The organism is Streptomyces sp. 71268 (assembly GCF_029392895.1).
GTDB lineage: Bacteria > Actinomycetota > Actinomycetes > Streptomycetales > Streptomycetaceae > Streptomyces.
The window spans coordinates 3,488,228-3,513,119 of record NZ_CP114200.1 but is presented as its reverse complement, the minus strand read 5'-3'; the positions used below and the strand labels follow the sequence as shown (position 1 = coordinate 3,513,119).

20 protein-coding genes and 3 pseudogenes are annotated in these 24,892 nt (G+C 71.6%); 12 read left to right on the top strand and 11 right to left on the bottom strand.

The features are described from left to right. Positions 1–597 precede the first annotated feature (597 nt). From OYE22_RS13315 to OYE22_RS13305, 3 genes are all read left to right on the top strand, one after another. On the top strand, positions 598–1,593 hold the full coding sequence (locus OYE22_RS13315; RefSeq protein WP_277320606.1) for an ABC transporter ATP-binding protein: 996 nt from the start codon (positions 598–600) through the stop codon (positions 1,591–1,593). A gap of 439 nt (positions 1,594–2,032) precedes the next feature. Further along, a complete protein-coding gene (locus tag OYE22_RS13310) occupies positions 2,033–2,896 on the top strand; it encodes an ABC transporter permease (RefSeq protein WP_277324117.1) in 864 nt (287 codons plus the stop codon). 674 nt (positions 2,897–3,570) lie between these two features. Further along, positions 3,571–4,176 (top strand): histidine phosphatase family protein, encoded by a 606-nt coding sequence (locus OYE22_RS13305; protein WP_277320605.1) that lies wholly within the window; start codon positions 3,571–3,573, stop codon positions 4,174–4,176. 145 nt (positions 4,177–4,321) lie between these two features. On the opposite strand, the pseudogene OYE22_RS13300 reads toward OYE22_RS13305, so the two are convergent. From OYE22_RS13300 to OYE22_RS13290, 3 genes and pseudogenes are all read right to left on the bottom strand, one after another. Continuing rightward, positions 4,322–5,341: pseudogene (locus tag OYE22_RS13300) on the bottom strand (M28 family metallopeptidase); the annotation flags it as partial. 383 nt (positions 5,342–5,724) lie between these two features. Beyond that, the gene (locus tag OYE22_RS13295) at positions 5,725–6,222 is read right to left on the bottom strand and encodes a hypothetical protein (protein WP_277320603.1); all 498 of its coding nucleotides are present in this window, start codon (positions 6,220–6,222) and stop codon (positions 5,725–5,727) included. A gap of 185 nt (positions 6,223–6,407) precedes the next feature. Next, positions 6,408–6,866, bottom strand: a complete 459-nt coding sequence (locus tag OYE22_RS13290; protein WP_277320602.1) for a VOC family protein — start codon at positions 6,864–6,866, stop codon at positions 6,408–6,410. Between the two features lie 185 nt (positions 6,867–7,051). Here OYE22_RS13290 and OYE22_RS33420 point away from each other — a divergent pair, with 185 nt between their 5' ends. Continuing rightward, complete coding sequence (locus OYE22_RS33420) at positions 7,052–8,245, top strand: ABATE domain-containing protein (protein WP_348652209.1); 1,194 nt, start codon at positions 7,052–7,054, stop codon at positions 8,243–8,245. Positions 8,246–8,372: 127 nt separating this feature from the next. On the opposite strand, the gene OYE22_RS13275 is transcribed toward OYE22_RS33420, so the two are convergent. After that, entirely contained in the window at positions 8,373–8,534 is a 162-nt protein-coding gene (locus tag OYE22_RS13275) for a hypothetical protein (protein ID WP_277320601.1), read from the bottom strand. Here OYE22_RS13275 and OYE22_RS13270 point away from each other — a divergent pair. Beyond that, positions 8,533–8,676 (top strand): hypothetical protein, encoded by a 144-nt coding sequence (locus tag OYE22_RS13270; protein WP_277320600.1) that lies wholly within the window; start codon positions 8,533–8,535, stop codon positions 8,674–8,676. The genes OYE22_RS13275 and OYE22_RS13270 overlap by 2 nt on opposite strands. 281 nt (positions 8,677–8,957) lie before the next feature. Here the strand turns inward: OYE22_RS13270 and rarD are convergent, their stop codons facing one another. After that, the gene (gene rarD / locus OYE22_RS13265; protein ID WP_277320599.1) at positions 8,958–10,067 is read right to left on the bottom strand and encodes an EamA family transporter RarD; all 1,110 of its coding nucleotides are present in this window, start codon (positions 10,065–10,067) and stop codon (positions 8,958–8,960) included. Between the two features lie 256 nt (positions 10,068–10,323). After that, complete coding sequence (locus OYE22_RS13260; protein WP_277320598.1) at positions 10,324–11,196, bottom strand: SDR family oxidoreductase; 873 nt, start codon at positions 11,194–11,196, stop codon at positions 10,324–10,326. A 314-nt stretch (positions 11,197–11,510) separates the two neighbouring features. Between OYE22_RS13260 and OYE22_RS13255 the strand changes: the two are divergent. After that, positions 11,511–11,861, top strand: a pseudogene (locus OYE22_RS13255) (helix-turn-helix domain-containing protein); the annotation flags it as partial. Positions 11,862–12,372: 511 nt separating this feature from the next. On the opposite strand, the gene OYE22_RS13250 reads toward OYE22_RS13255, so the two are convergent. The 5 genes from OYE22_RS13250 to OYE22_RS13230 all read right to left on the bottom strand — a co-directional run bounded on the left by OYE22_RS13250 (position 12,373) and on the right by OYE22_RS13230 (position 19,610). Then, entirely contained in the window at positions 12,373–13,389 is a 1,017-nt protein-coding gene (locus OYE22_RS13250) for a 2-oxoacid:ferredoxin oxidoreductase subunit beta (protein WP_277324115.1), read from the bottom strand. 133 nt (positions 13,390–13,522) lie between these two features. Beyond that, the gene (locus OYE22_RS13245) at positions 13,523–15,493 is read right to left on the bottom strand and encodes a 2-oxoacid:acceptor oxidoreductase subunit alpha (protein ID WP_277320597.1); all 1,971 of its coding nucleotides are present in this window, start codon (positions 15,491–15,493) and stop codon (positions 13,523–13,525) included. A gap of 318 nt (positions 15,494–15,811) precedes the next feature. Further along, positions 15,812–16,471 carry a response regulator transcription factor gene (locus tag OYE22_RS13240; protein WP_277320596.1) on the bottom strand — a complete coding sequence of 220 codons (660 nt, stop codon included), beginning with the start codon at positions 16,469–16,471 and terminating at the stop codon, positions 15,812–15,814. A 255-nt stretch (positions 16,472–16,726) separates the two neighbouring features. Beyond that, complete coding sequence (locus tag OYE22_RS13235) at positions 16,727–18,058, bottom strand: sensor histidine kinase (protein ID WP_277320595.1); 1,332 nt, start codon at positions 18,056–18,058, stop codon at positions 16,727–16,729. 211 nt (positions 18,059–18,269) lie between these two features. Next, the gene (locus OYE22_RS13230) at positions 18,270–19,610 is read right to left on the bottom strand and encodes a sensor domain-containing protein (protein ID WP_277320594.1); all 1,341 of its coding nucleotides are present in this window, start codon (positions 19,608–19,610) and stop codon (positions 18,270–18,272) included. Between the two features lie 250 nt (positions 19,611–19,860). Here OYE22_RS13230 and OYE22_RS13225 point away from each other — a divergent pair, with 250 nt between their 5' ends. From OYE22_RS13225 to OYE22_RS13200, 6 genes and pseudogenes are all read left to right on the top strand, one after another. Continuing rightward, positions 19,861–20,298: an NADH-quinone oxidoreductase subunit A gene (locus OYE22_RS13225; RefSeq protein WP_277324114.1), complete on the top strand. Its 438-nt coding sequence runs from the start codon at positions 19,861–19,863 to the stop codon at positions 20,296–20,298. Next, the gene (locus tag OYE22_RS13220; protein WP_277320593.1) at positions 20,289–20,942 is read left to right on the top strand and encodes an NADH-quinone oxidoreductase subunit B; all 654 of its coding nucleotides are present in this window, start codon (positions 20,289–20,291) and stop codon (positions 20,940–20,942) included. Before OYE22_RS13225 ends, OYE22_RS13220 begins: the two co-directional genes overlap by 10 nt. Then, on the top strand, positions 20,939–22,432 hold the full coding sequence (locus OYE22_RS13215) for an NADH-quinone oxidoreductase subunit C (protein WP_277320592.1): 1,494 nt from the start codon (positions 20,939–20,941) through the stop codon (positions 22,430–22,432). The genes OYE22_RS13220 and OYE22_RS13215 overlap by 4 nt, the downstream gene beginning before the upstream one ends. Next, positions 22,429–23,391, top strand: a complete 963-nt coding sequence (locus OYE22_RS13210; protein ID WP_277320591.1) for a complex I subunit 1 family protein — start codon at positions 22,429–22,431, stop codon at positions 23,389–23,391. Before OYE22_RS13215 ends, OYE22_RS13210 begins: the two co-directional genes overlap by 4 nt. Then, positions 23,391–24,038, top strand: a complete 648-nt coding sequence (locus tag OYE22_RS13205) for an NADH-quinone oxidoreductase subunit I (protein ID WP_277320590.1) — start codon at positions 23,391–23,393, stop codon at positions 24,036–24,038. The genes OYE22_RS13210 and OYE22_RS13205 overlap by 1 nt, the downstream gene beginning before the upstream one ends. After that, positions 24,035–24,589, top strand: a pseudogene (locus OYE22_RS13200) (NADH-quinone oxidoreductase subunit J); the annotation flags it as partial. The gene OYE22_RS13205 and the pseudogene OYE22_RS13200, both read left to right, overlap by 4 nt. Positions 24,590–24,892 lie beyond the last annotated feature (303 nt).

Here is a 24,892-nt window from a genome sequence, read left to right as displayed (position 1 = left end):
CAGGCGCTGTGGCGCGTGTGACGCGTGCTGGATGGTGTGCAGCGTGAGACGTGTGGTGCGTGGCGCGTGTTGCGCGCGGTGTACGGGGCCGGCGTGCGGCCTGCGGGGCGCGGGAGCCTGCGCTGCACTGTGCTGCGGGTCAGGCGCGCGGTGGCAGCGTGCCGCGTGTGTCGTAGTGAGGTACGTACGGGGCGGGCCTGCGGCGCATGCTCGGTGGTGTGCGTCGGGCGGGCAGGGCGGGCCTGACATACGGCGGGTTGGCGGGCGTGGTGGTGCCCGCGTACGCCGTGGGATCGGTGCCACAGGGTTGGCGCACGCACGCCGTCGGGTGGGTGCGGGTGGGGGAGCGCCGGCCGTCACTGGTTCGTTTCCGTACGGACTGGTTTCGTGTTGGATCGGTTTCGTGCCGTCCGGATATGGAACGGGACCGATGTGGCGGGCCTCGGGTCGACTCCGGGGCGGTCCGTGTCGCGTGGGCCCGCCCGTGACGGGTGTGGCTTGCGGTGATGCGATCCGGCGTTACCGATCCGGGTCGCGGGCAAGGGTGAGTGGCGTGGACGAGGCCGTAGGCCGAGAGAACGACCGAGTGAGAACCGGATGACAAAGGGGGAGCCTGTGGACGAGCCGTCCGCCGGATCGACGCCCGCGGTGGAGACGCGCGGGCTCACGAAGCGGTACCGGGGTGGGCAGCTCGCCGTGGACGGGCTCGACCTGCTCGTACCGCGCGGCAGCGTCTTCGGCTTCCTCGGGCCCAACGGCTCGGGGAAGACGACCACCATCCGGATGCTGATGGGCCTGATCGAGCCGACGTCGGGTGGTGCCCGGCTGCTCGGCTCACCCATGCCGCGCACCGCCCGTCAGGTGCTGCCCAAGGTCGGCGCGCTGATCGAGGGACCCGCGCTGTACGGGTTCCTGTCCGGCCGCGACAACCTCGTGCGCTACGACGCGGCCGACCCGACCGCCGACCCGCGTACCCGTACCGCCCGGGTCGGCGCGGCCCTGGACCGGGTGGGCCTGACGGCGGCGTCGGGCAAGAAGGCCCGCGCGTACTCGCTCGGCATGAAGCAGCGCCTCGGCCTGGCCGCCGCGCTGCTCCAGCCGCGTGAACTGCTCATCCTGGACGAGCCGACCAACGGACTCGACCCGCAGGGCATGCGCGAGATCCGCACCCTGGTGCGCGAACTGGCCGAGGACGGAATCACCGTCTTCCTCTCCTCCCACCTCCTCGACGAGATCGAGCAGGTGTGTTCGCACGCGGCCGTGATGGCGCAGGGGCGCCTGATCACCCAGGGCACGGTCGCCGAACTCGCGGCCGGTACGCGTGGCCGACTCACCGTCACCACACCCGACACGGCGGACGCGGTCCGCGTCCTCAAGGAGCACGGCGTGACGGACCTCGCGGTCACGGGGGACCGGATCACCGGCGAGCCGCCGACCACCCAACTCGCCGACGGCACGCCAACCGACCTCGCCGACCTGAACGCCGCCCTCGTCCAGGCCGGCGTACGGGTACGAGGCTTCGGCACGGAACGGGCCTCGCTTGAGGACGCGTTCGTCGCACTGACCGGGGAGGGTTTCGATGTCGCGGGCTGAGCGGGCTGGGAAGGCTGAGCGTGCTCAGCAGGCCGAGGGAGTCCAGGGGGCTGAGGAGACCGAGCGTGCTGCGGGGGCCGGGGCGGCCGAGCGGGCTGGAGAGCCCGAGGCCGGCGAGCAGGTCCCGGGCCCTGTCGAGTCCGCCGGGGCCACCGGGTCCACCGAGTTCACCGGGGCCACCGGGCCCGCTGAGGCCGGGCGAGCCGTCGACGCGGTGGGCGCCGTGGAGGCCGGCGAGGCCGGGGGTGTGGCCGAGGTCGAGCGGCCGGCGCGGGTGACGGCGCCCGAGCGTCCCGAGGGGACGGTACGGGGAGCGGCAGCTCAACCGTCCCGGGAGGCCGAACGGCGGCAGCCGGCACCATCGCCGCGGGTGACCCGACACGGTGACCGGGACGAGGACGGGCTCGCCGTCGTACCCCGGGGCGGCGGCGCTGCGGCCCTGCCACGTCACCCGAGCGTGCTGTGGTCACTGGCCTTGTTCCGCAGCGAACTAGGCATCACCTTCCGCCGGTGGCGCACGCTGGCCCTGCTCGCCGTACTGGCCGCGGTACCAATCCTGGTCGGCATCGCCGTGAAGATCGAGACCAGCGACGGCGGCACCGTCGGAGACGGCGGCGGAGGCGACGGTGAGGGCCCGGCCTTCCTCACCCAGGTCACCAACAACGGCATCTTCCTCGTCTTCGCCTCCCTCGCCGCGACGCTTCCCGTCTTCCTCCCCATGGCCATCGGCGTGATCGCCGGTGACTCCATCGCCGGCGAGGCGAGTGCGGGGACGCTGCGCTATCTCCTCGTGGCCCCCGCCGGGCGCACCCGCCTGCTGCTGGCCAAGTACGCGACCACGCTGGTCTTCTGCCTGGTCGCCACGTTGACGGTGGCGCTGGTCGCGCTGGGGGTGGGGGCGGTCCTCTTTCCCCTCGGGGACGTGACGTTGATCTCCGGGACGCGCATCTCGTTCGCCGAAGCGATGGTGCGGGCCGCGGCGGTCGGCGGGGTGGTCGCGCTGTCGCTGGTCGGCATGGCCGCCCTCGGCCTGTTCATCTCGACGCTCACCAACAGCGGCATCGCGGCGATGGCGGCCACGGTCGGCCTGCTCATCACGGTGCAGATCCTGGACAGCATCCCGCAGTTGCACGTGATCCACCCCTACCTCTTCTCGCACTACTGGCTGAGCTTCGCCGACCTCCTCCGCGATCCGATCTACTGGGACGAGATCGTCAAGAACCTCGGCCTCCAGGGCCTCTACCTGGCCGTCTTCGGCTCCGCCGCCTGGGCCCGCTTCACCGCACGGGACATCACGGCCTGACCCCTCGTGCCCGGGGCGGATCCCCGTACCCGAGGGCCTGGCTTCCGTGGCCGTGGCCCGACCGCCTGCCCGGGGGCCCGGTCTCCGTGCCCGAGGGCCAGGCCTCGGTGCCCGAGGGTCTGGCCTTCGGTGCCCCGGGGCTGGACCTCCGCGTCCGGGGCCCGGAGCCGAGAGCCGGCGGGGGTGGCGCGGCCGACCCCTCCGGGTACTGGCTCCTGAAGATTCCGACGGCCGGGGCCCAGCTCCGGGGGGAGCGGGACTCCTACGGGCTGGCCCTCCCTCGCCCAGCCCGTACGCCGGTTTCCGGCCCCTCCGTTCGTGCCGTGCCCGTGAAGGTAAGCCGGATTCGGGTCGCCCGTGCTGTGGCGGGTGCGGTTGAGTAGAGGCGATGACCGGCCCAGCATCGGGAGGCTCGGTGACTGCTCGGGTTCGAGTTCGTCGGTACACCTCTCTCGGGATGGGGGACGCAGGTTGCGGCAACTCGTCCGGCCGAGCTTGGCCCGCTCGGCTCACCCCAGCCGCAGCCTGTTGCCCGCTGGCCGAGCCGCATGCTCACCGTCGACCCGCGCACGGCGCACGGTCGAGGTGACCCCTATCGACAGCGAGGCAACCGCGGGGCCTGGCCGTCCCGCCCCACACACGGCCTTGGCCGTACGACACCTCACGGAGCCGGCATGGCAGTCGACATCGTCTACGAGACCCATTCGCTGACCGAGGACAACGAGAACGGCATCGCGACCGGCTGGCTGCCGGGCAAGCTCTCCGAACGGGGCCGTCTCCTCGCCGCCGAACTCGGCGCCCGACGCCGGGACACCGGTCTGGCCGCCGTGTTCACCTCCGATCTGCACCGTGCCGTCGAGACGGCACGGATCGCCTTCGCCGACACGGCGATCCCCATCCACCAGGATCCGCGCCTGCGCGAGTGCGACTACGGCCAGCTCAACGGCTGCCCGGTCGCCGTCCTGACGGGCGAGCGCGCGCGGCACATCGACGACCCGTACCCCGGTGGCCAGAGCTACCGTCAGGTCATCCAGGCCACTCGCGACTTCCTGTGTGACCTGGCCGCCGGATGGAACGGTCAGCGCGTGCTCCTGATCTCCCACTCGGCCAACAAGTGGGCGCTCGACTGCCTGCTGACCGGAGCCGCGATCGAGGACCTGGTCGACGCCCCCTTCGGATGGCGCGAGGGCTGGCACTACACCCTCCCCGCCGACGGGCCCGCCAGCGGTCCGAGCCCCACCGCCCACCAACCCGGTGGCCCGTCACGGCCGCAGCCCTGACAGGACCTCCGGAGCGCGCCATCGGCTCGCGGCCCAGTCACCGCCGGGCCTGGCCACCAGCAGGTTGGCTGCCTGCTGGGGCCAGGTGCGGAACAGCGGGTCCGGAGCCAGGGCGGCGGGGTGCGCGGTATTAGCTCGGCGCTCCGAGCGTCCATATCGCGTGGGCTATGGCGTCACTGTTCCGGTCGAGCGCGGTGTCGTTGATGTTGGCGGTCGTGTCGCACGACCGGTGGTAGCAGCGGTCGAACGCCTGGCCCGCCGTGCCACCCCACTTCTGGGCCTGCGCCGCCGTCTTTGTGCGGCCCGCGCCGGTGAACAGGCCGCCGACGGGTATGCCGACGCGCTGGAACGAGGCGTGATCGGACCGGCCGTCGCCCTCCGTCTCGATCTCGGTGGACACCCCCTTGGCCGCGAACCAGTCCTTGAACACCGCTTCCAGCCGCCGGTCGTCGTCGTACACGAAGTAACCGGGGTTGGGGGAGCCGACCATGTCGAAGTTGAGGTAGGCGTCGATCTTCGACCGCTCCGTGCTGGGCAGCGTGTTCACGTAGTGCCGCGAACCGAGGATGCCCAGCTCCTCGGCGCCCCACCAGGCGAAGCGGAGGTGCTGCGTCGGCTTGAGTCCCTCGCGGGATACGGCGAGTGCCGTCTCCAGGATGGCGGCGGAGCCCGAACCGTTGTCGTTGATGCCCGGCCCGGCGGTCACCGAGTCCAGGTGGGCGCCGGCCATCACGACGTTCTGCGGGTCGCCACCGGGCCAGTCGGCGATCAGGTTGTACCCGGTGGCGCCGCTGGCGGTGAACTGCTGGACGGACGTGGTGTAGCCGGCCGCGTCCAGCTTGGCCTTGATGTAGTCGATCGAGGCCCGATAGCCGGGGCGCCCGTGGGCACGGTTCCCACCGTTCCTGGAGGCGATCGACTGGAGCTGGTTCAGGTGTCCCTTGACGTTGGTGAGCGAGATGTCAGGGGCGGCGAACGCTGACGAGGTGGACTGGCTCGCCGTTCTGGCCTCTACGGGCGCGGGTGCCGACGGCGAAGCCGTGGCCGTGGGCGAGGCGACGATCAACCCGGCGATGGCTCCGGCGGCGGCGGTCGCCGTGCCGGCTCGGTGAAGCCAGGACCTCCGGGGCTGCGAGACGGTACGTCGCGTGGGGTGCGATGACATACGAGGCTCCAGGTTTCCGAAATCCGAACGGATAGGACGGAACGAACAGTTCACTGGGCGGCGCTCGCATGATGAGGCCGAGAGCGCGCCACACTGGGCGGGGGAGCAGTTGACGCGTGCATGATGCTCGGATGCTCGCTCCCTCGTGGTCAAGGCGGAAACCGGACACCGCCGCCCGGATATCGCTCATCCGCACCGGTTCCGTCTCCTCCCCGGTCGTGCCACTCTCCGGCGGGCAGGGATCCCTCCCACCGTCGCTGCGGGCCCAACTCGCGCGCGGAGTGGTCGCCTTACGGCCGGTCAGGCCGGTCTGCCCGTGATGTGGTCCGCTCGGCGATGCGCTGATCCGCTGGTCTCACGGCGTACGCGGCGGGCGGTGGGGGTCAGGTCCGGGCGTGGACGCAGAACGCGAGGCCGCCTCTGGTTTTCCCGGACGGCTGCACCACCACTCGTACGGGGCCGGCCTTCTGTGTGGTGAACGTGAAGCGTGCTGCCCTGGCCCTGCCGGTTCCGCTTTCCGTGCAGCGCACCTGCCGGGGCCTTGGCGGGCCGCCCGCCGAGGCGGTGATCGTGACGCTACCCGTACCCAGACACACGGTCTCCACGGTCAGGCGTTGGCCGGTCGCGAGTGCCTTCGTCGTGCTGGCGGCGATGCGCATAGACGCCCGCCCCTTGCCCCGCAGGATGCGCACCTCCTTTGAGCTGGTGTCGGAGAGTCTCGCGGCGGCCTCGTCCGCCAGCGATTGCTCACGGCGCCTGTCGTTGTCGGTGTCGTCCGCCGCCCCGTCCGAACTCACGTTGGCCGCCCCCGCGAGGAGCAGCGCGGTGGTCGTGCCGGCCAGTGCGGCGGTCTTCATTCGTGCTGTGATGATGCTCTTCATCGGCCCACCCCCGCTCGAATGTCGTCGTGACGATCATTCCGCTCAAGGGTGGGTCGAACCCTGATTTGAGCGAGCCCAGAGGTTGTTTTCCGGGGCTCCGCCGAGGCGCTCCCGAGGCACCCTGGAGACCGTTCGGGCACCCTCGGAAGGGACGGGGCGTATGGGAGATGTCGGGTGACGGGCAGTCAGTGCAGGCAGTATTCGTTTCCCTCGGGGTCCGTCATGACCTGCCACTCGATGCCCCCGCGGCTCACTCGGTGGAGCGAGGTCGCGCCCAGCTCCTCCAGCCGGGCTATCTCCGCATCGCGCTCGCCCGGTGCGCTGTGTAGATCGAGGTGGAGCCGGTTCTTCGTGGTCTTTCGCTCGGGGACGCGCTGGAAGAGGATGCGGCGACCGAGGCCCGTGTCGCTCCCCGGGTCGAACGGGTCGTCGGGGTGCCGAACGGCCACGAGGTCGCGCCACGCGCGGTGCCCCCGGAACTCCACGGTCTCCTGCTCGTCGACCGCGCCCGCCGCCAGCAGGCGTTTGATCAGGGCTTCGTTGTCCTCGATCCGGTAGCGCAGCGCCGCTGCCCAGAATGTCGCCTGACGGTGCGGGTCCTCGGCGTCGACGACGACCTTCCAGGCCAGTGGTGTCGGCTGCATGTCCTTCTCGTCTCCCCGTTTTTGGTCGCTGTCGGATCTGCGGGTCCCGCGGATCTCGGACATCTGCTCATGGGCCGGTGGCCGGGTCGACCGACCATGGTGGTCGACCAACTCCCGTTCGTTTTCTTTCCGTTGCTGAGTATCTTGCCTCTTCCCTCGGCCGTGAAACCAGTTATAGTGGTTACATGAGCGAGATGGCAAGGGGATTGATCCTCCACTCACCACAAGGGGTGCCCTACCGATTCGACCCGGGGGCGCTGTGCCTGGAGCTCGTGCCCACCGGGGGGCCGGGCGAGTGGGCGCGCTACGAGGTGCTGCACCATCCCGCGGACCTCGCCGTGTGGGCCGCGCGTTCCAGACTCAGGCCCGCGCCCGAGATCGACGTGACGCCCGATGAGGTGGTGGAGGCCAAGCGGCTGCGGGACGCGCTGCTGCGGATGGCGACCCATCAGGCCCACGGGCAGCCGTTGGAGGCCGCCGACCTCGATGTGGTCAACGAGCTGGCGCTCGCCCCGCCGCTGGTGCCACGACTGGTGGGTGCCTCGGACCGGCGCTGGGCGCGTCCGGCGACGGGTAGGCAGCTCCTCTCGACGGTCGCCCGCGACGCGATCGAGCTGTTCTCCGGCCCGTACGCGCACCGGATACGACAGTGCGCGACGGACAACTGCTACCTGCTGTTCGTGGACACCTCGCGGCCCGGCCGTCGCCGTTGGTGCTCCATGCAGCGGTGCGGAAACGTGCACAAGGTCAAAGCCCTGCGCGCCCGGCAGGCCACCCCCGACGACCGTCCCGCCGAGCCGGGAGCCGCAGCTCACCCCGACGAGCCGCGAGCCCAAGGCCCTTCCGCTCGCGAGGCTCCGCCCGAGCCGCAGCCCACCACTCAGGCCCACCGCCAGCGGGCAGCGACCCCTGCGGCTTCCGCGGCGTCGCGCCACACCGCAGAGGCCGAGCAGCCGCCCGCCGACGCCCAGCAGTCCCGCGGCCTGACCCGTGACGCCGGTTGGGAGGTCGGGGTCTCCAAGACCCTGCCCCACCCGCCTTCCGTGGTCTGGGACTTCATCAGCGGCGACGAGGGCATCGCCATCTGGCTTGGACCGGGCGCCGAACTGCACCAGGAGAAGGGAGCACCGTACGAGGCCGCCGATGGCACCTCGGGCGAAGTTCGCGGATACCGGCCCGGTGACCGCATTCGCCTCACGCACCGCGCCCCCGGCAGTACCAGGGACACCACGATCCAGGTGGCGGTCTCGCGCGCCCGCGCGGAGGGGAAGGCGGTGCTCCGGTTCCACCAGGAGCGGCTGTCGGACGCCACCGAGCGGGCCCATCGCCGCGAGCATTGGAAAGAGGTGATGGCCCATGTGGCCGACGCCCTCGGATAGCCGAGGCTGCGCGGGGCGCGCGGGGCAGCCCGAGCGCCGGTCTGTCCCCCGGTCAGTGCGCTCGTGCGGGGCACCTGGCGGCAGGGCGCAGGGTCGAGCGCCGGGGGAGTCGCGGCGGGGGCGGGGGTCAGGCCGCCCCCGGGTCGCGCAACAGGCGGCGGACCAGCGCGAACGCCACGTGCTCCTGAGGGTTCTCCGTGCGCGGCAGGGCGATGCTGGGGCGTTGGCCCGCCCCCTGGTCGTTGCCGTGCGCGTACCGGAGGACGAGTTCGACCGAGGTCTCGCCCATGTGCACGGCGTTGGTCTCGTCCCAGGTCACGGGCGTGCTGGTGGCCGCCGGGTGTTCCCCGACGGACGGAGACGTTCCCCGGCCGGAGGTGCTCGGCGCGAGCATGGCGCAGGCCCAGGACGAGCACGAGGAGGCCAAGTGAGAGCAGGGCTGCTCCGATGGTGGCGCCGCGCGGTCCGTAGGGGCCGAGAAGCGGGCCGACATCGGGAGGGACGAGGACGACGAGGGCCAGACATCCCAGGTACCCACCGTCGATGTCGCCGCGTGACTCGGTGCTCCGATGGGCTCCCAGGCCGTGGGCCGCGGCGAGGTCGGCCACCGCGCCGGGTGGAGCGTCCGTGCGCTGTGCGGTGCCCATGTGCCCGCCCCCGGTCGTTGGTTCCCTCACCGTCCGGAACCTGGGACGCCGAGGTCAACGGCGCGTCAGCGGGGCAGTTCGTCGGGTGCCGGGAGGCCGCCGTCGGTGTCGAGGGCGCCTGTCACGGGGGCCCGTCCGGTCTCGGCGAGCTCGGCCGCCGCCGCGGCAACGGCCCGGGTGGGAACGCCCGCTCCCGGCTCCGCGCCGACCTGCGCCACGGCCACCGCCTCGCCGGCGCGCACGGCCGCGACCTCGCCGGCACGGGCCGCAGCAGCGCGCAGTTCACTCCGCGACCGGTGGGCGGTCCGCAGGGCGTCCCAGGTCAACAGGGCCAGGGCGAGCCAGACCAGGGCGAAGCCGGCCCACCGCTCGATGGGCATCTCCTCGTGGAAGACCACGAGCCCCAGCACGAACTGGAAGGTGGGGGCGATGTACTGCAACATCCCGATCGCCGAGAGGGGCAGCCGTACGGCGGCGCCACCGAAGCAGATCAGCGGAGCCGCGGTGATGAAGCCGCAGCCGACGAGCAGCAGCGCGTGCCCGACGCCATCGGTGGTGAAGGTGCTGTCGCCGCGCGCGCCCAGGAAGATCAGGAAGCCGAGCGCGGGCAGGAACTGCATCCCGGTCTCGGCCGCGAGCGACTCCAGACCGTCAAGCCCGATGTGCTTCTTGACCAGCCCGTAGGTACCGAACGAGAACGCGAGGGTGAGCGCGATCCAGGGCAGCTTGCCGTACCCCACCGTCAGTACGGCCACCGCGACCACGCCGACGCCGACCGCTGCCCACTGTGCCGGGCGCAGCCGCTCGTGCAGCAGCAGCACCCCGAACGCGATGCTGACCAGCGGGTTGATGAAGTACCCCAGGGCCGCCTCGACCACGTGCCCCGAGTTGACGCCCCAGATGTAGATGCCCCAGTTGACGGAGATCACGGTAGCGGCGAAGGCGATCAGGCCGAGTCGCTTGGGCTGACGCAGCAGCGGCCGTATCCACGACCAGCGCCGCAGCACCAGCAGGATGATGATCACGGCGGCCAGCGACCACACCATGCGGTGGGCCAGGATCTCGACCGCGCCGGTCGGCTCCAGCAGCGGCCAGTACAGAGGGAAGAGACCCCACATGCCATACGCGGCGAAGCCGTACGCAAGGCCGGTGCGCGTCTCGTTGGCCGACGTCAACGCTTCCTCCCTGATCTGCCCGCTGTGGGTGCCGACGGTCAGAACGTAGCGCTGCCGAGGTCGGTCTGTCAGCCCCGTATCGCCATACGGTCATGACATGCGGGCCGGAGTGACAAGCGCCGGCCCGTCGCCCCAGCCCGAGCCGCGCGCCCTGCACCTCGCTGAGCTGCGGAAAGGGCGGGAGCGCGCGGCGTAAACGGGCCGGCGGGGCGGGCGGCGGCCGGTGGTGCTGCCGTGCTTCGGGGTGGTGACGTGATCAGCGCAACGCCAGCGCTGCCGCGATGGACTGGCCGATCGGCGTCGTCGGGCGACCGATGAGCCGGGACAGGTCACCGCTCGTGCCCGCCAGCAGCCCGCGCGCGATCGCCGCGTCGACGTCGGTCAGGAGCGCGGCGAACGGCTCGGGCAGGCCGGCGCCGGTCAGGATCTCCTGATGCTGGGCGGCCGTGACGACCGAGTGCGTGACCGGCTTGCCGGACTGGGCCGCGACCTCGGCCGCGTACTCGTCGAAGCTCCAGGCCACGTCGCCGCTCAGCTCGTAGGCGGCACCCGCGTGACCGTCCTCGGTCAGTACGGCGACGGCCGCCGCCGCGTAGTCGGCGCGCGCGGCCGACGCCACCCGGCCGTCGCCCGCGCTGCTCACCACGGTGCCGTGGTCGAGGACGGGCGCCAGGCGCTCGGTGTAGTTCTCGTTGTACCAGCCGTTGCGCAGGAAGACGTGCGGCAGTCCGGCATCGAGGATCGCCTGCTCGGTGACCTTATGCTCGGCGGCCAGCTCGAAGTCGGCGTTCGGGCCGCCCAGGATGCCGGTGTAGGCGAGCAGCGCGATGCCGGCCTCCTTCGCGGCGTCGATCACCGCCTGGTGCTGCGGCACGCGCTGCCCCACCTCGCTGCCCGAGATCAACAGCACCCGCTCGCCGGCGTGGAAGGCCCCGGTCAGGGACTGCGGATCGCTGTAGTCGGCGATGCGCAGTTCGACGCCGCGCGCCGCGAGGTCGGCGGCCTTGGCGCGGTCGCGTACGACGGCCGCGATCCGACCGGCGGGCAACTCGCCCGCGGCCACCTTGGCCAGCAGTTCTTCGATGACGAGGCGGCCCAGGTGGCCGGTGGCTCCGGTGACGACGATCATCTTGGTCTCTCCTTGATCGGACGTGATGAGGCCACCGTAGGCAAGCAGCTAATTATTCGTAAGTACCCACTTTGAAGTACGGTACTAGTACCAAGGGAAGGGGCTCTGACATGGGAGCGCGTGAGGAAACCGCCGACGGCGCGGGTGTCGGCCGCGATGGTTCGGAAGCTGGTGCCGACGCGTACGGCGCGACCGAGGACGGCGTTGCCGACCACGGCGTCGCCGACCACGCCGTCGGGGGCGGCGCCGAGCGCCACGCTGATGCCGAGAGTGGTGCCGAGGCCGCTGACGGCGACCGGCTCCACGCGCTCGGTGTGCCGAAGGTGCCGGACGTGAACGCGCCCGCGTGCCCCTCCAGGCTCGTCCTTGAGCACGTCACCAGCCGGTGGGGGGTGCTGGCGCTGGCGGCGCTGTGGGAGCGGACGCACCGGTTCAGCGAGCTGCGCCGACGCGTCGGCGGCGTCAGCGAGAAGATGCTCGCCCAGACCCTCCAGACGTTGGAGCGCGACGGCTTCGTGCACCGTGAGGCGTACCCGGTGATCCCTCCACGCGTGGAGTACTCGCTGACCCCGCTGGGTGAGGAGGCCGCGCAGCAGGTGTGGGCGCTGGCCCGCTGGTCCGAGCGCCGGGTCCCCGAGGTGCAGGCGGCGCGAGAACGGTACGACGCGCGGCACGGCGACGGCGCGGAGCCGGACAGCGGGCGGCGCGCGGGAACGAGACGCGCGCCTGCTGAACCGAGCGCGGCGCCGGCTCCCAGCGCGCGACGGGGCGGTCCGCGCCGTACGGAGGTGACGCGCGGCGCGGCGGGTGGGGCCGCCACGTAGCGAGGCCGCGAGGTCAACGAGACCGAAAGCGCAGGTTAGGGATGGCCGGAGAGGGGCGCGGGCCGGAGCGGCTCGGCGTGCGGACGCGACCAAGGCGCGGGGGTGGCGGCCAGGGCTCGGAGGGTGGCTCGGACGCGGGGAGGTCGGGGCGCGCGGGAGGCGCCAGGCGCGCGACGGCCCGGACCCGATGGGCGTTCGGGTCCGGGCCGTGTCATCCGCGCCGGCGCGCACCAGCGGCCGGAGTCCGGGGGCTGGTGCGCCCGGGTGAGGCGTTGCCCGAGCTGCCACGGTGGGCCGGTGGCCAGCCGGTAGACCGGCGAGCCGGTGCGCGGGCAAGCACGCCGGTGAGAGGCTAGTTGGGGACGGTCCAGGTGTCGTTGCCGGCGAGGAGGGTGGCGAGGTCGCCCTTGCCTTGGGCTTCGATGGCTTGGTCGAGTTGGTCGCTCATCAACGTGTCGTAGACCGGGCGTTGCACGCTGCGGAGTACGCCGATGGGGGTGTGGTGGAGGGTGTCGGCGTCGGCGAGTCGGGTCAGGGCGAAGGCGGTGGTCGGGGACGCGGCCCGCGCGTCATGGACCAACACCCCTTCCGTGCCTTCCTCCCGCACGTCGACCACTCGCAGGTCGCCTGTGGTCTGGTCGCGGACCACGCCCTTGGAGCCCAGTCCGTCCTCGGCGGGCACACCGAAGCGGATCGGCTGGCCGTGTTCCAGTCGGATCACGGCCTCCAGCGCGCGTTCCTTGTCCTTGAGGACCTCAAAGGCACCGTCGTTGAAGATGTTGCAGTTCTGGTAGATCTCGACCAACGCCGTACCCGGATGCGCGGCCGCCGCCCGCAACACGCTCGTCAGGTGCTGCCGGTCTGAGTCCACCGTCCGAGCCACGAACGAAGCCTCGGCGCCCAGGGCGAGGGAGAGGGGGTTGAACGGGGCGTCCAGGGATCCCATCGGTGTCGACTTGGTGATCTTCCCGACCTCCGAGGTCGGGGAGTACTGGCCCTTGGTGAGCCCGTAGATCCGGTTGTTGAACAACAAGATCTTCAGGTTCACATTTCGCCGCAACGCGTGAATGAGATGGTTACCCCCGATGGACAGCGCGTCGCCATCCCCGGTGACCACCCAGACCGACAGGTCCCGTCGCGAGGTCGCCAAGCCCGTCGCGATCGCCGGCGCTCGTCCGTGGATGGAGTGCATGCCGTAGGTGTTCATGTAGTACGGGAAACGGCTGGAGCACCCGATCCCGGACACGAACACGATGTTCTCCCGCGCCAGGCCCAACTCCGGCATGAAGCCCTGCACGGCCGCCAACACCGCGTAGTCCCCACACCCCGGACACCAACGCACTTCCTGATCGGACTTGAAGTCCTTCATCGACTGCTTGCCCTCAGCCCGCGGCACCAACGACAACAACCCCCGCCCCCCACCCTCAGGGGAAACAGCAGGCTCGCCAGCAACAGCGGATTGGACAGCACCGGCGGCAGGGGACGCTTGAGGTGTGGTGGGGTTAGGCATTGATGGCCTCCTTCAACGCGTTGGCCAACTCCTCGGCCTTGAACGGCATTCCGTTGACCTGGGTGTGGGAGCGGGCATCGATGGCGTACCGGGCGCGGATCAACGTCGCGAGCTGTCCCAGGTTCATCTCCGGGATCACCACCCGCTCATACGAGGCCAACACCTCACCCAGATTCGCTGGGAAGGGATTGATGTGCCGCAAGTGCGCCTGCGCCAACGCCACACCCTCACCCCGCAACCGTCGAACCGCCGCCGCGATCGGCCCATACGTCGAACCCCACCCCAACACCAACACCCGGGCGCCGCCCGGGTCATCCACCCGCACGTCCTCCACCGCGATACCGTCGATCTTGGCCTGGCGGGTACGGACCATCAACTCGTGATTCGCCGGATCGTAGGAGATGTTCCCACTACCATCCTGCTTCTCAATCCCACCGATCCGGTGTTCCAAGCCCGCCGTTCCCGGCACCGCCCACGGTCGCGCCAACGTCACCGCGTCCCGCTTGTAGGGCCAAAAGACCCGCGACCCATCCGCCAACTCGTGATTGGGTCCTGAGGCGAACCGCACCCGCAAATCCGGCAACCCATTCACATCCGGTACCCGCCAGGGCTCCGACCCGTTGGCCAGATACCCATCCGAGAGCAGGAACACCGGCGTGCGATACACCAACGCGATCCGCGCCGCCTCCACGGCCGCATCGAAACAGTCCGCCGGCGTCGAGGGAGCCACGATCGGTACCGGGGCCTCCCCGTTACGGCCGTACATGGCCTGCAACAAGTCCGCCTGCTCCGTCTTGGTCGGCAACCCCGTCGAGGGCCCACCCCGCTGGATATCCACCACCACCAACGGGAGTTCCAGGGAGACCGCGAGCCCGATCGTTTCCGATTTGAGCGCCACCCCAGGCCCCGAGGTCGTCGTCACCGCCAACGACCCACCAAAGGCCGCTCCCAACGCCGCCCCGATCCCCGCGATCTCATCCTCGGCCTGGAACGAGCGCACCCCGAAATTCTTGTGCCGCGAGAGCTCGTGCAAAATATCCGAGGCCGGCGTGATCGGATACGACCCCAAGAACAGGGGCAACTCCGCCTGGACCGAGGCCGCGACCAGGCCGTAGGCCAACGCCAGGTTCCCCGAGATGTTGCGGTAAACCCCTGCGGTGAACGCGGACGAGGCCGGGGCCACCTCATAGGAGACAGCGAAGTCCTCCGTGGTCTCCCCGAAGTTCCACCCCGCCCTGAAAGCGGTCACGTTCGCCTGCGCCAACTGCGGCTTCTTCGCGAACTTCTTCCGCAAATACGCCTCAGTACCCTCCGTCGGACGGTGGTACATCCACGACAACAGGCCCAGGGCGAACATGTTCTTACTCCGCTCGGCCTCCTTGCGACTGAGACCGAACTCCTTCAGCGCCTCGACCGTCAAGGTCGTCAACGGCACCCCGTGCACCTGGAACGATGCCAGCGACCCGTCCTCCAACGGATTACTCGCATACCCCACCTTCGCCATCGGGCGTTTGGTGAACTCGTCCGTGTTCACGATCAACACCGCACCCGGAGGCAGGTCCGCCACGTTCGCCTTCAACGCCGCCGGATTCATCGCGACCAACACATCCGGCGCGTCCCCCGGAGTCAGGATGTCATGATCCGCGAAATGCAACTGGAACGATGACACCCCCGGCAACGTCCCAGCCGGTGCCCGGATCTCCGCCGGGAAATTCGGCAACGTCGACAAGTCATTTCCGAACGACGCCGTCTCCGAAGTGAACCGATCACCCGTCAACTGCATACCATCACCCGAATCACCCGCGAAACGGATAATGACTCGGTCTAGCTGGCGGGTTTCTTTGCCTGTGCCGGCCTCGTGCTGGCCTTCGGCGGGCGTTGGCCCGGTCTGGCTGGCGGCGGCTGAATCGGCCGGCTTGGCGTGGTCGGCCTGCTCGGCCGTGCTGTTGACCTGGCTGGTCACTGCTTCGGACCTCCTTCGAGGCGGCGGCTCGCGACGGGCTGGTTGGCGCCGGGAATGCCCCCGGACCCCGGGCGATGCCAATGGGTCGTCCCTTGCCCATCGTACGTGGGTAAGGGTCACCTTCCCCGGGGCGGATCACATGGTGGACGGTGGTGCGTGCCACATGCGTGGCGCGCTTTGCCATGGTTTGTTCGCCCTTTGTGTCCATTCCCGGGCGGGCTCTGTCATCGCTGCGGTGGTGTTCTCCGCCGGACTTTTGTTGTACGACTCGCTCGGCCGACCGGCGTGCATTTGGTGCGCCCGTCGATCGGCCGGTTGTCAGGAGTTGATATAGGTGAGCACGGCCAGCACGCGGCGGTGGTCGCCGTCGCTCTGCGAGAGGCCCAGTTTCAGGAAGATATTGCTGACGTGTTTCTCCACGGCGCCGTCGCTGACGACGAGCTGGCGGGCAATGGCGGAATTCGTCCGTCCCTCGGCCATAAGTCCTAGGACCTCGCGCTCGCGCGGCGTCAGACCGGCCAGCACGTCCTGCTTGCGGCTGCGGCCGAGGAGCTGGGCGACCACCTCGGGGTCGAGGGCCGTGCCTCCCTCGGCCACCCGGACCACGGCGTCGGCGAACTCGCGGACCTCGGCCACCCGGTCCTTGAGGAGGTACCCCACCCCCCGGCTGCTGCCGGCCAGCAACTCCGTGGCGTACTGCTCCTCGACGTACTGCGACAACACCAGGACGCCCAGGTCGGGGTGGTCGCGCCGGAGCTGCACGGCGGCGCGTACGCCCTCGTCGGTGTGGGTCGGCGGCATGCGCACGTCCGCCACCACCACATCCGGTAGCGCGTCCTCGGCGGCCAGCGCCGCCACCGACTTGAGCAGTGCCTCCGCGTCGCCCACCCCGGCGACGACGTCGTGTCCGCGGTCGGTCAAGAGCCGGGTCAGGCCCTCCCGAAGCAGCACCGAATCTTCGGCGATGACCACCCGCACCCTTGCCTCCACAGTGTTCTGGCCCCCCGGCACCGACCCCTTGGGGCACAGCATCTCAGCAATCGGTCCCGGAGCGTCGTGCTCCGGGACCGAATGCCGAGATGTAGGGGGACGTTTTCCCGCCCGACGACCAGGGGCGTCAGGCGTCCTGGGGGGAAGGTGAGGTGGAGCCGCGTGCCGCAGGGGGCACCAGGGGTGGTGTTCCGGACCGTTACGGGGCCACCCGGCGTTTGGCCGCCCCGGCGCCGGCGGGGCTCAGCCCCGCCAGGGCAGCTCGGCCGTGACCGTCGTTGGGCCGCCCACCGGAGAGTCCACGACCAGCAGGCCGTCCACCGCGTCCAGCCGCTCGGCCAGGCCGGCGAGGCCGGAGCCGGCCGAGGTGTCGGCGCCGCCCTTGCCGTCGTCCGTGACCTGCAACATCAGCCGGGTGTCGGCACGCCACACGTCGACCCCGGCCGTGCGGGCCTGGCTGTGCTTGCTGATGTTCTGGAGGAGTTCGGAGACGGTGAAGTACGCGATGCCCTCGATCGCCGGGGCCGGCCGCGCGGTGAGGTCCACGAGCACCTTCACGGGGACGGTGCAGCGGGCCGCGAGGGCGGACAGGGCGGGGCCGAGGCCGCGGTCGGTGAGGATGGCGGGGTGGATGCCGCGGGCGAGGTCGCGGAGTTCCTGGAGGGCTATTTTCACTTCGCCGTGGGCTTCGTCGACCATTTTGGCGGCGGCTTCGGGGTCTTCGGTGAGTTTTTCCTTGGCGAGGCCGAGGTCCATGGCGAGGGCGACGAGGCGGGCCTGGGCGCCGTCGTGCAGGTCGCGTTCGATGCGGCGCAGGTCGGCGGCGGCGGTGTCCACCACCACCCCGCGATCCGACTCCAGCTCGGTGACCCGGCTCGCGAGCTGCGACGGACCGAGCAGCCCCGACACCATCAGCCGGTCCACGAACGCCATGCCCCGGATCATCCACGGCGCGGTCAGCACGAACGCGGCGCCGACCGCGCTGGCCAGCGCCAACTCGAAGGCCGTGTCCAGGTAGAAGCCGTTGTCCCCGTCCGACCAGAGCTGCATGCCGGGCTGGTCCGAGTAGTGCGGGATGGTCCAGTGCCACAGCGGATAGGTCAGCAGGACCCAGCCGTTCACGGTGACGACCACGCTGATGACGAAGGTGCACAGCGACCACGGGAGGAGCAGCACGGTGTACAGCAACTGCCGCCACGAGTCGCCGTTCTTGAGTATCGCTCCCATCCAGGCGAACGCGCCGTGCTTGTCACCCGGGCGCAGCACGGGGGCGGGCGCGGCGACGTCGTGGCGCAGCAGCAGCCGGGCGCGCCCCCGCTCCACGACGCCGAGCCCCCGCGCCCCGAGCAGCATCAGGGCCAGGATCGGCACCCCGAGGAAGGTCACCAGCAACCCGACGCCGAGCGAGAACATGACGATCGCGTACGTGAAGGTCAGCAGGGCGATCGGCAGGTTGAGGAGGAGGTGGCACAGCTCGCGCCAGGTGCGGCCCTCGAAGGGGGCGCGCAGGCCGGCCGGCAGCCGGTGGCTGCGCAGCTCGGCGCTGTGCGGATCAGATCCGTATGCGGTAGCCATCTCTTCGTCCGTCCTCCGGTCCTTCGCCCGTGCCGCCACGTGCGGCTCGGAGGGCGCCTCGCCCCTGAACTACCTCAAGGCTGTCGTATCGGACCGGTTCCGACCATGGAGGCCGTCGCCCTCTTCGGCAGGGGGTTTTCCCTACCCCACCTGGCGGGCCCCCGGTACCCCGACCGTGTCTCCGGCACCCCCAGCGCCCCCCTGGGGCCCGCTACGGGGTGCGGTCGCGCCAGGGCAGCTCGGCGGTGATCGTCGTCGGGCCGCCGGCCGGCGAGGCTATGACGAGCAGGCCGTCGACCGAGCCGAGCCGCTCCGCGAGCCCGGCCAGCCCGCCGCCGCTGGTGTCGGCGCCGCCCACACCGTTGTCCCACACCTGGACCAGCAGCCGGTGCTCGGTACGCCACAACTCGACCGTCGCCGCCCGGGCCCGGCTGTGCTTGCTGATGTTCTGGAGGAGTTCGGAGACGGTGAAGTACGCGATGCCCTCGATCGCCGGGGCGGGGCGCTCGTCGAGGTCGACGGAGATGGTGGCGGGGACCGTACAGCGCGCGGCCAGCGAGGAGAGGGCGGGGCCGAGGCCGCGGTCGGTGAGGATGGCGGGGTGGATGCCGCGGGCGAGGTCGCGGAGCTCCTGGAGGGCTATTTTCACTTCGCCGTGGGCTTCGTCGACCATTTTGGCGGCGGCTTCGGGGTCTTCGGCGAGTTTTTCCTTGGCGAGGCCGAGGTCCATGGCGAGGGCGACGAGGCGGGCCTGGGCGCCGTCGTGCAGGTCGCGTTCGATGCGGCGCAGGTCGGCGGCGGCGGTGTCCACCACCACCCCGCGATCCGACTCCAGCTCCGCGATGCGCCGCTCCAGCTCGTCGGACGGCGAGAGCAGGGCGCGCACCATCGCCCGGTCCACGTGGGCCAGGCCGCGCGCCACCCACGGCAGCACAGGCCAGGCGACGAACAGGCCGACCAGCGTGACGGTGAAGGTCAGCACGTCCCACGGCAGGCGTACGAGCAGGTAGAGCGTGTGCCGCCAGCCGACGGTGTCCTTCAGGCTCGTCCACAGCCAGGGGAAGAAGCCGCCGTGCGTGCGGTGCCGCAACGGGCTCGGCTCGTCGACGTGCACGTCGAGCAGCGCCCGGGCACGCCACCGCTCGAACTTGCCGATCTGCCGGCTGCCGAGCAGCCCGAGCGCCAGCATCGGCAGTCCCACGACGGTGATCGACAGGGCGACGCCGGCGAACACCCAACTCGCCACGTAGACGAACCCGAAGATGCCCACCGGCAGGTTGGCGAGCAGGTACGCGATCTCACGCCAGGTGGCGCCCGGGAACCCGAAGGCCGGAGGGCGCGGCAGCCCCTGGCCCTCGGCGGTCTCGGTGGTCCCGGCCGTCCGGCCGGCCTCGGTGGCGGTCGCGGCGGGGCGCGCGGTCGCGTGGCCCGCGCCCGGCGCGGGGTGGCTACGGGTGGTGGCACGGCCGTCGGTCTGGGCACCGGGGGCGGCGCCGTCGGACGTGGCACCGGACACATTCACCGGCGAATCGGCCGCAGGTCTGGCGTTCATACCCCAAGCCTGCCGGGCCAAGTCCCCAAAAGGCCATGGGGAAAGTCCACCCGGCGACCTGGGGATAACCCCACCCCCTGTGGACAGGCTGGCAATCGAGGTGCGCGCAGGGCCTAGACTCCCGTCCGTATGGATCGCCGGTGCCGCCCCGCGGAAAGCGGCGGTGAGCTGGGCGGCAAGCATCCACCAAGCCGAAGAGCGGCAGAGGGAGCGAGGGACGGACGTGACGTATGTGACGGACGTGCCGGAGATGGCGGCCGCACCCGCCGGCGGCCCCCCGGGCACGGTCCCCGCCGCGGACGCCCCCACCCAGTGGGCCGCCGCGTACTTCGACGGCTACTCGACCGTCGGCCTCCTCGCGGTCGTCGGCGTCCTCTTCCTGGCCGTCGCCTTCGTGGGCGGCCGGCTGCTGCGCCCGGTGGTGCCCACGCCGGAGAAGCTGCTCACCTACGAGTGCGGCGTGGACCCGGTCGGTGAGGGCTGGGCCCACACCCAGGTCCGCTACTACGTGTACGCGTTCCTGTACGTGATCTTCGCGGTGGACTCGATTTTCCTCTTCCCCTGGGCGACCGTCTTCGCCGAACCCGGCTTCGGCGGTACCACCCTGGTGGAGATGTTCGTCTTCCTCGGCTTTCTGACCGTCGGCCTGTTGTACGCATGGAAGAAGGGCGTCCTCGAATGGACGTGACCCCCAAGGTGACCCCCGTGGACCTGCCCACGCCGACGGTCGCGCGACCCGCTGACGCCGTGCGCGGCGCGAGCCGGCTCGGCCCGCTGGCCCGGCTGGCGCCCGAACCGATGAAGGTCATCCTCAACTGGGGCCGCCGCTACAGCCTCTGGGTCTTCAACTTCGGCCTGGCCTGCTGCGCGATCGAGTTCATCGCCGCGTCGATGGCCCGGCACGACTTCATCCGGCTCGGCGTGATCCCCTTCGCGCCGGGGCCGCGCCAGGCCGACCTCATGCTCGTCTCGGGCACGGTGACGGACAAGATGGCACCCGCCATCAAGCGGCTGTACGAGCAGATGCCCGAGCCGAAGTACGTGATCTCCTTCGGCGCCTGCTCCAACTGCGGCGGCCCGTACTGGGACTCGTACTCCGTCACCAAGGGCGTCGACCAGATCATCCCCGTCGACGTGTACGTGCCGGGCTGCCCGCCCCGCCCCGAGGCGCTCCTGCAGGGCATCCTCAAGCTCCAGGAGAAGATCGCCGACGAGTCGCTGGCGGGCCGCTACCCGCACGGCCCCGCGCCGCGCCCGTCCGCCGACGCGCTGCGCAGCCCGCTGGTGTCGGCGCCGGAGCGGCGGGAGCCGACCGGAGAGGACGCGCGATGAGCACGCCGGACGACCCCGGGCGGGCCGCGGACGCGGTCAGCGCGGGCGACGCGGCCACGGCCCGAACCGCCGCCGGTGACGGGGACGCCGCGGGCGGTACGGAAACCGGCGCCGAGCAGGCGGCGCCGGTGGGCTGGCTGCCGCGCTCCGCGGCGGAGCTGTTCGGCGCCGGCGCGCGCGCCGAGGAGACCTACGACCTGCTGACCGTCGACGTGCCGGCCGAGTCCTGGATCCCCGCGCTCCAGGCCGCCCGCACCGAGCTGGGCTGCACCTACTTCGACTGGCTGAGCGCGGTGGACGAACCGGGCACCGGCCTGCGCGTCGCCGCCCACGTCGCCGCCCTGCCCGACGCCGACGCGGTGGCCCGGGCGGAGCGCGCCGCGAGCGCCGGCGCGCGGGACGGCGCTGAGCTGCCCGAGCACGCGTCGGGCGACGCCGAGCCGGCCGGCCCGACGGGACTGCGGCGGCTGCTGGTCCGTACGACCGTTCCGCACGAGGCGCCGACGCTGCCCACGGCCATCGACGTCTACCCGGGCGCCGCCTGGCACGAGCGGGAGACGCACGAGATGTTCGGCGTCGACTTCACCGACCACCCGAACCTGGTGCCGCTGCTGCTGCCGGACGGGTTCGAGGGCCACCCGCTGCGCAAGGACTTCGTGCTGGCGGCGCGGGTCGCCAAGGCGTGGCCGGGCGCCAAGGAGCCGGGGGAGTCCGACCACGGCGGGCCCAAGCGGCGGCAGATGCTGCCGCCGGGCGTGCCCGACCCCAACGACTGGGGCCCGCTCAAGGGCCAGCTCCCGCCCGCGCCGGCGCGCCCGGCGCGCGGCGCACGCGCGGCGGGTGGGGCGGCCGCCAAGGGCGACCGCCCGGTCCGGCGTACCCGCTCGGCGAGCGCCGGCTCGGCCAGCCAGCAGGTCGCGGCCGACGCCCAGGGCGCCCCGGGCGCCGCTGTCGAGCCGGGCCAGGAGGGCGCCGCGCAAGCCGGCGCGCCCGCCACGCGCCCGCCCCGGCGCGCCCGGAGCGCGAGCGCCGGCTCGGCCAGCCAGCGAGCCGCGGGCGAGGAGCGCGCCGGCGCGGACGAGGCCGCGGCCCCCGCGGCACGCCCCGCCCGGCGGACCCCCGACGCCCCGTGGCACGACGCCCGCCCGGCGACCGACACGCCGTCGGTAAACCGGGAACGCCCGGCCGCCCCGCGCGCCACCACGCCACCGTCCACGGACGCCGAGGCCAAGCCCGCGACCCCGTCCGGGCCTGTGGCCGAGCCGGAGGCCAAGCCCGCGACCCGGTCCGAGGCCGACTCCGCGCCCGGGCCCGAGGCCGAGAGCAAGCCCGAACCCGGGCCCGAACCCGGGAGCAAGCCCGAATCCGAGAGCGAGTCCGGGCCCGAGGTCGAGTCTGAGGCCGGGGCTGAGGCCGGGGGAGAATCCGCGCCCGGGACCGGGACCGGGTCCGGGGACCGTGGCGGACGGGCTGACGGAGGCGACGCATGAACGACACCCTCGAAGTCGCGCTGCGACTGCTCGCCGTCTTCGTGATCTTCCTGGTGTTCCCGCTGGTCATCGGCCAGGCCGAGCACAAGGTCATGGCGCACATGCAGGGGCGCCTCGGCCCCATGTACGCCGGGGGCTTCCACGGCTGGGCCCAGCTCGTCGCGGACGGCGTGAAGTTCGCGCAGAAGGAGGACGTCGTCCCGGCCAACGCCGACCGACGCGTCTTCCAGCTCGCGCCCGCCGTCGCGCTGCTGCCGTACCTGCTGGTGCTCGTCGCCATCCCGATCGGCCCGGACAACGCCGTCGGCGAGGTCATCGACGCGGGCATCTTCTTCGTCCTCGCGGTGATGGGCGTCGGCGTGCTCGGCTCCCTCATGGCGGGGTGGGCGTCGGCCAACAAGTTCTCCCTCCTGGGCGGCCTGCGTACCGCGGCCCAGCTCATGGCGTACGAGCTGCCGATGCTGCTCACCGCCGCCTCGGTGGCCATGGCCGCCGGCACGGTCTCGCTGCCCGGCATGCTCGACGCCTTCGAGTGGTGGTGGGTGCCGTGGCAGATCGTGGGTGGCGTGGTGTTCTTCGTCGCCGGCCTCGCCGAGCTGCAACGGCCGCCCTTCGACGCGCCGGTGGCCGACTCCGAGATCATCTTCGGCGCGTACACGGAGTACACCGGCCTGCGCTTCGCGCTGTTCCTGCTGGCCGAGTACGCGGGCATCGTCGTGCTGTCCGGGCTCACGGCCGTGCTCTTCCTCGGCGGCTGGCACGGGCCCTTCGCAGACGAACTCGGCTGGCTGTGGACGCTGCTCAAGGCGCTGGCCCTGGCGTTCGTCGTGATCTGGCTCCGCGTGACCTACCCGCGTCTGCGCGAGGACCAGTTGCAGAAGCTCGCCTGGACCGTACTCATCCCGCTCGCGCTGGCCCAGATCGCCCTGACCGGCGTCGTGAAGGTGGCGATTAACTGATGGCACTGGACGACCTGGCGCAGAAGAAGTCCGGTTGGCCCGGCTCCGGCCTGGCCAAGGGGCTGGCCGTCACGCTGCGCACGATGACCCGCAAGACGCACACCGCGCAGTACCCCGACACGCTGCCCGAACTGCCGCCGCGCAGCCGCGGCGTGATCGGGCTGTTCGAGGAGAACTGCACGGTCTGCATGCTCTGCGCGCGCGAGTGCCCCGACTGGTGCATCTACATCGACTCCCACAAGGAGACGGTGCCCGCGGCCACCCCGGGCGGCCGGGAGCGCAGCCAGAACGTGCTCGACCGCTTCGCCATCGACTTCGCCCTGTGCATGTACTGCGGTATCTGCATCGAGGTCTGCCCCTTCGACGCGCTGTTCTGGTCGCCGGAGTTCGAGTACGCGGAGACCGACATCCGGGACCTGACCCACGAGCGGGACAAGCTCCGCGAGTGGATGTGGACCGTGCCCGAGCCGCCCGCGCTCGACCCCGGGGCCGAGGAGCCCAAGGAGATCGCCGCCGCGCGCAAGACGGCCGACAAGCTCGCCGCCGCGCAGGCGGCCGAGGCCGCGGCGGCAGCCGCGCCCGGCCCATCGGACGCGCCCGGGGAGCCCGGTGCCCCGGGCACCCCGGGTGAGGGAGCGCCCTCATGACCCTCGCAGCGGGCCAGGGCTTCCTCTCGCCCACGGGCGTCGAGATCGCCTTCCTCCTCGTCGGCGTCGCGACCCTCGGCGCGGCCGTCATCACCGTCACCACCAGGCAACTCGTGCACGCGGCCCTGTGGCTCGTGGTGGCCCTCGGCGGCCTGGCCGTGGAGTACCTGCTGCTCACGGCGGAGTTCATCGCCTGGGTGCAGGTGCTGATCTACGTCGGTTCCGTGGTCGTCCTCCTGCTGTTCGGGCTGATGCTGACCAAGGCGCCCATCGGGCGGTCACCGGACGCGGACTCCGGCAACCGGTGGGCCGCCCTCGCGGTGGCACTCGCCGCCGCGGCCACCCTGGTGTGGGTGGTCGTGGACGCCTTCCGCTCCACCTGGATCGACCTGGACAAGGCCACGACCGGCGCCGAGGCCGGGGCCGGCTCGACCCGGGTGACCGGCGAGTTCCTGTTCCGGCACTGGGTGCTGCCGTTCGAGGCGCTCTCCGTCCTGCTGCTCGCCGCACTCGTCGGCGCCATCGTGCTCTCCCGCAGGGACCGCGAGGACCCCAAGGCCGGCGGCGGCACCGCCGGTCGCGAAGCCCGTCGCGGCGGCGGCACCGGCCCGACGAGCGGCCGGTCCGGCCGCCGCCCCGGCGTACGGGCGACCGGGGCCGGGACTGGGACCGGAGCGACCAGGCTCGGCACCGCCGCCGGCACCGGCGTGGCGGCACCCCGGGCCTCGGCACCCGAAGCCTCGGCACCCGAAGCCTCGGCACCCCGAGCCTCGACGGGCCGGACCCCCGCCGGTGCGCGGGGCGGCACCGCCGGCCAGGCCCCCGCCGACCGTGACACCGCAGCCACCCGAACC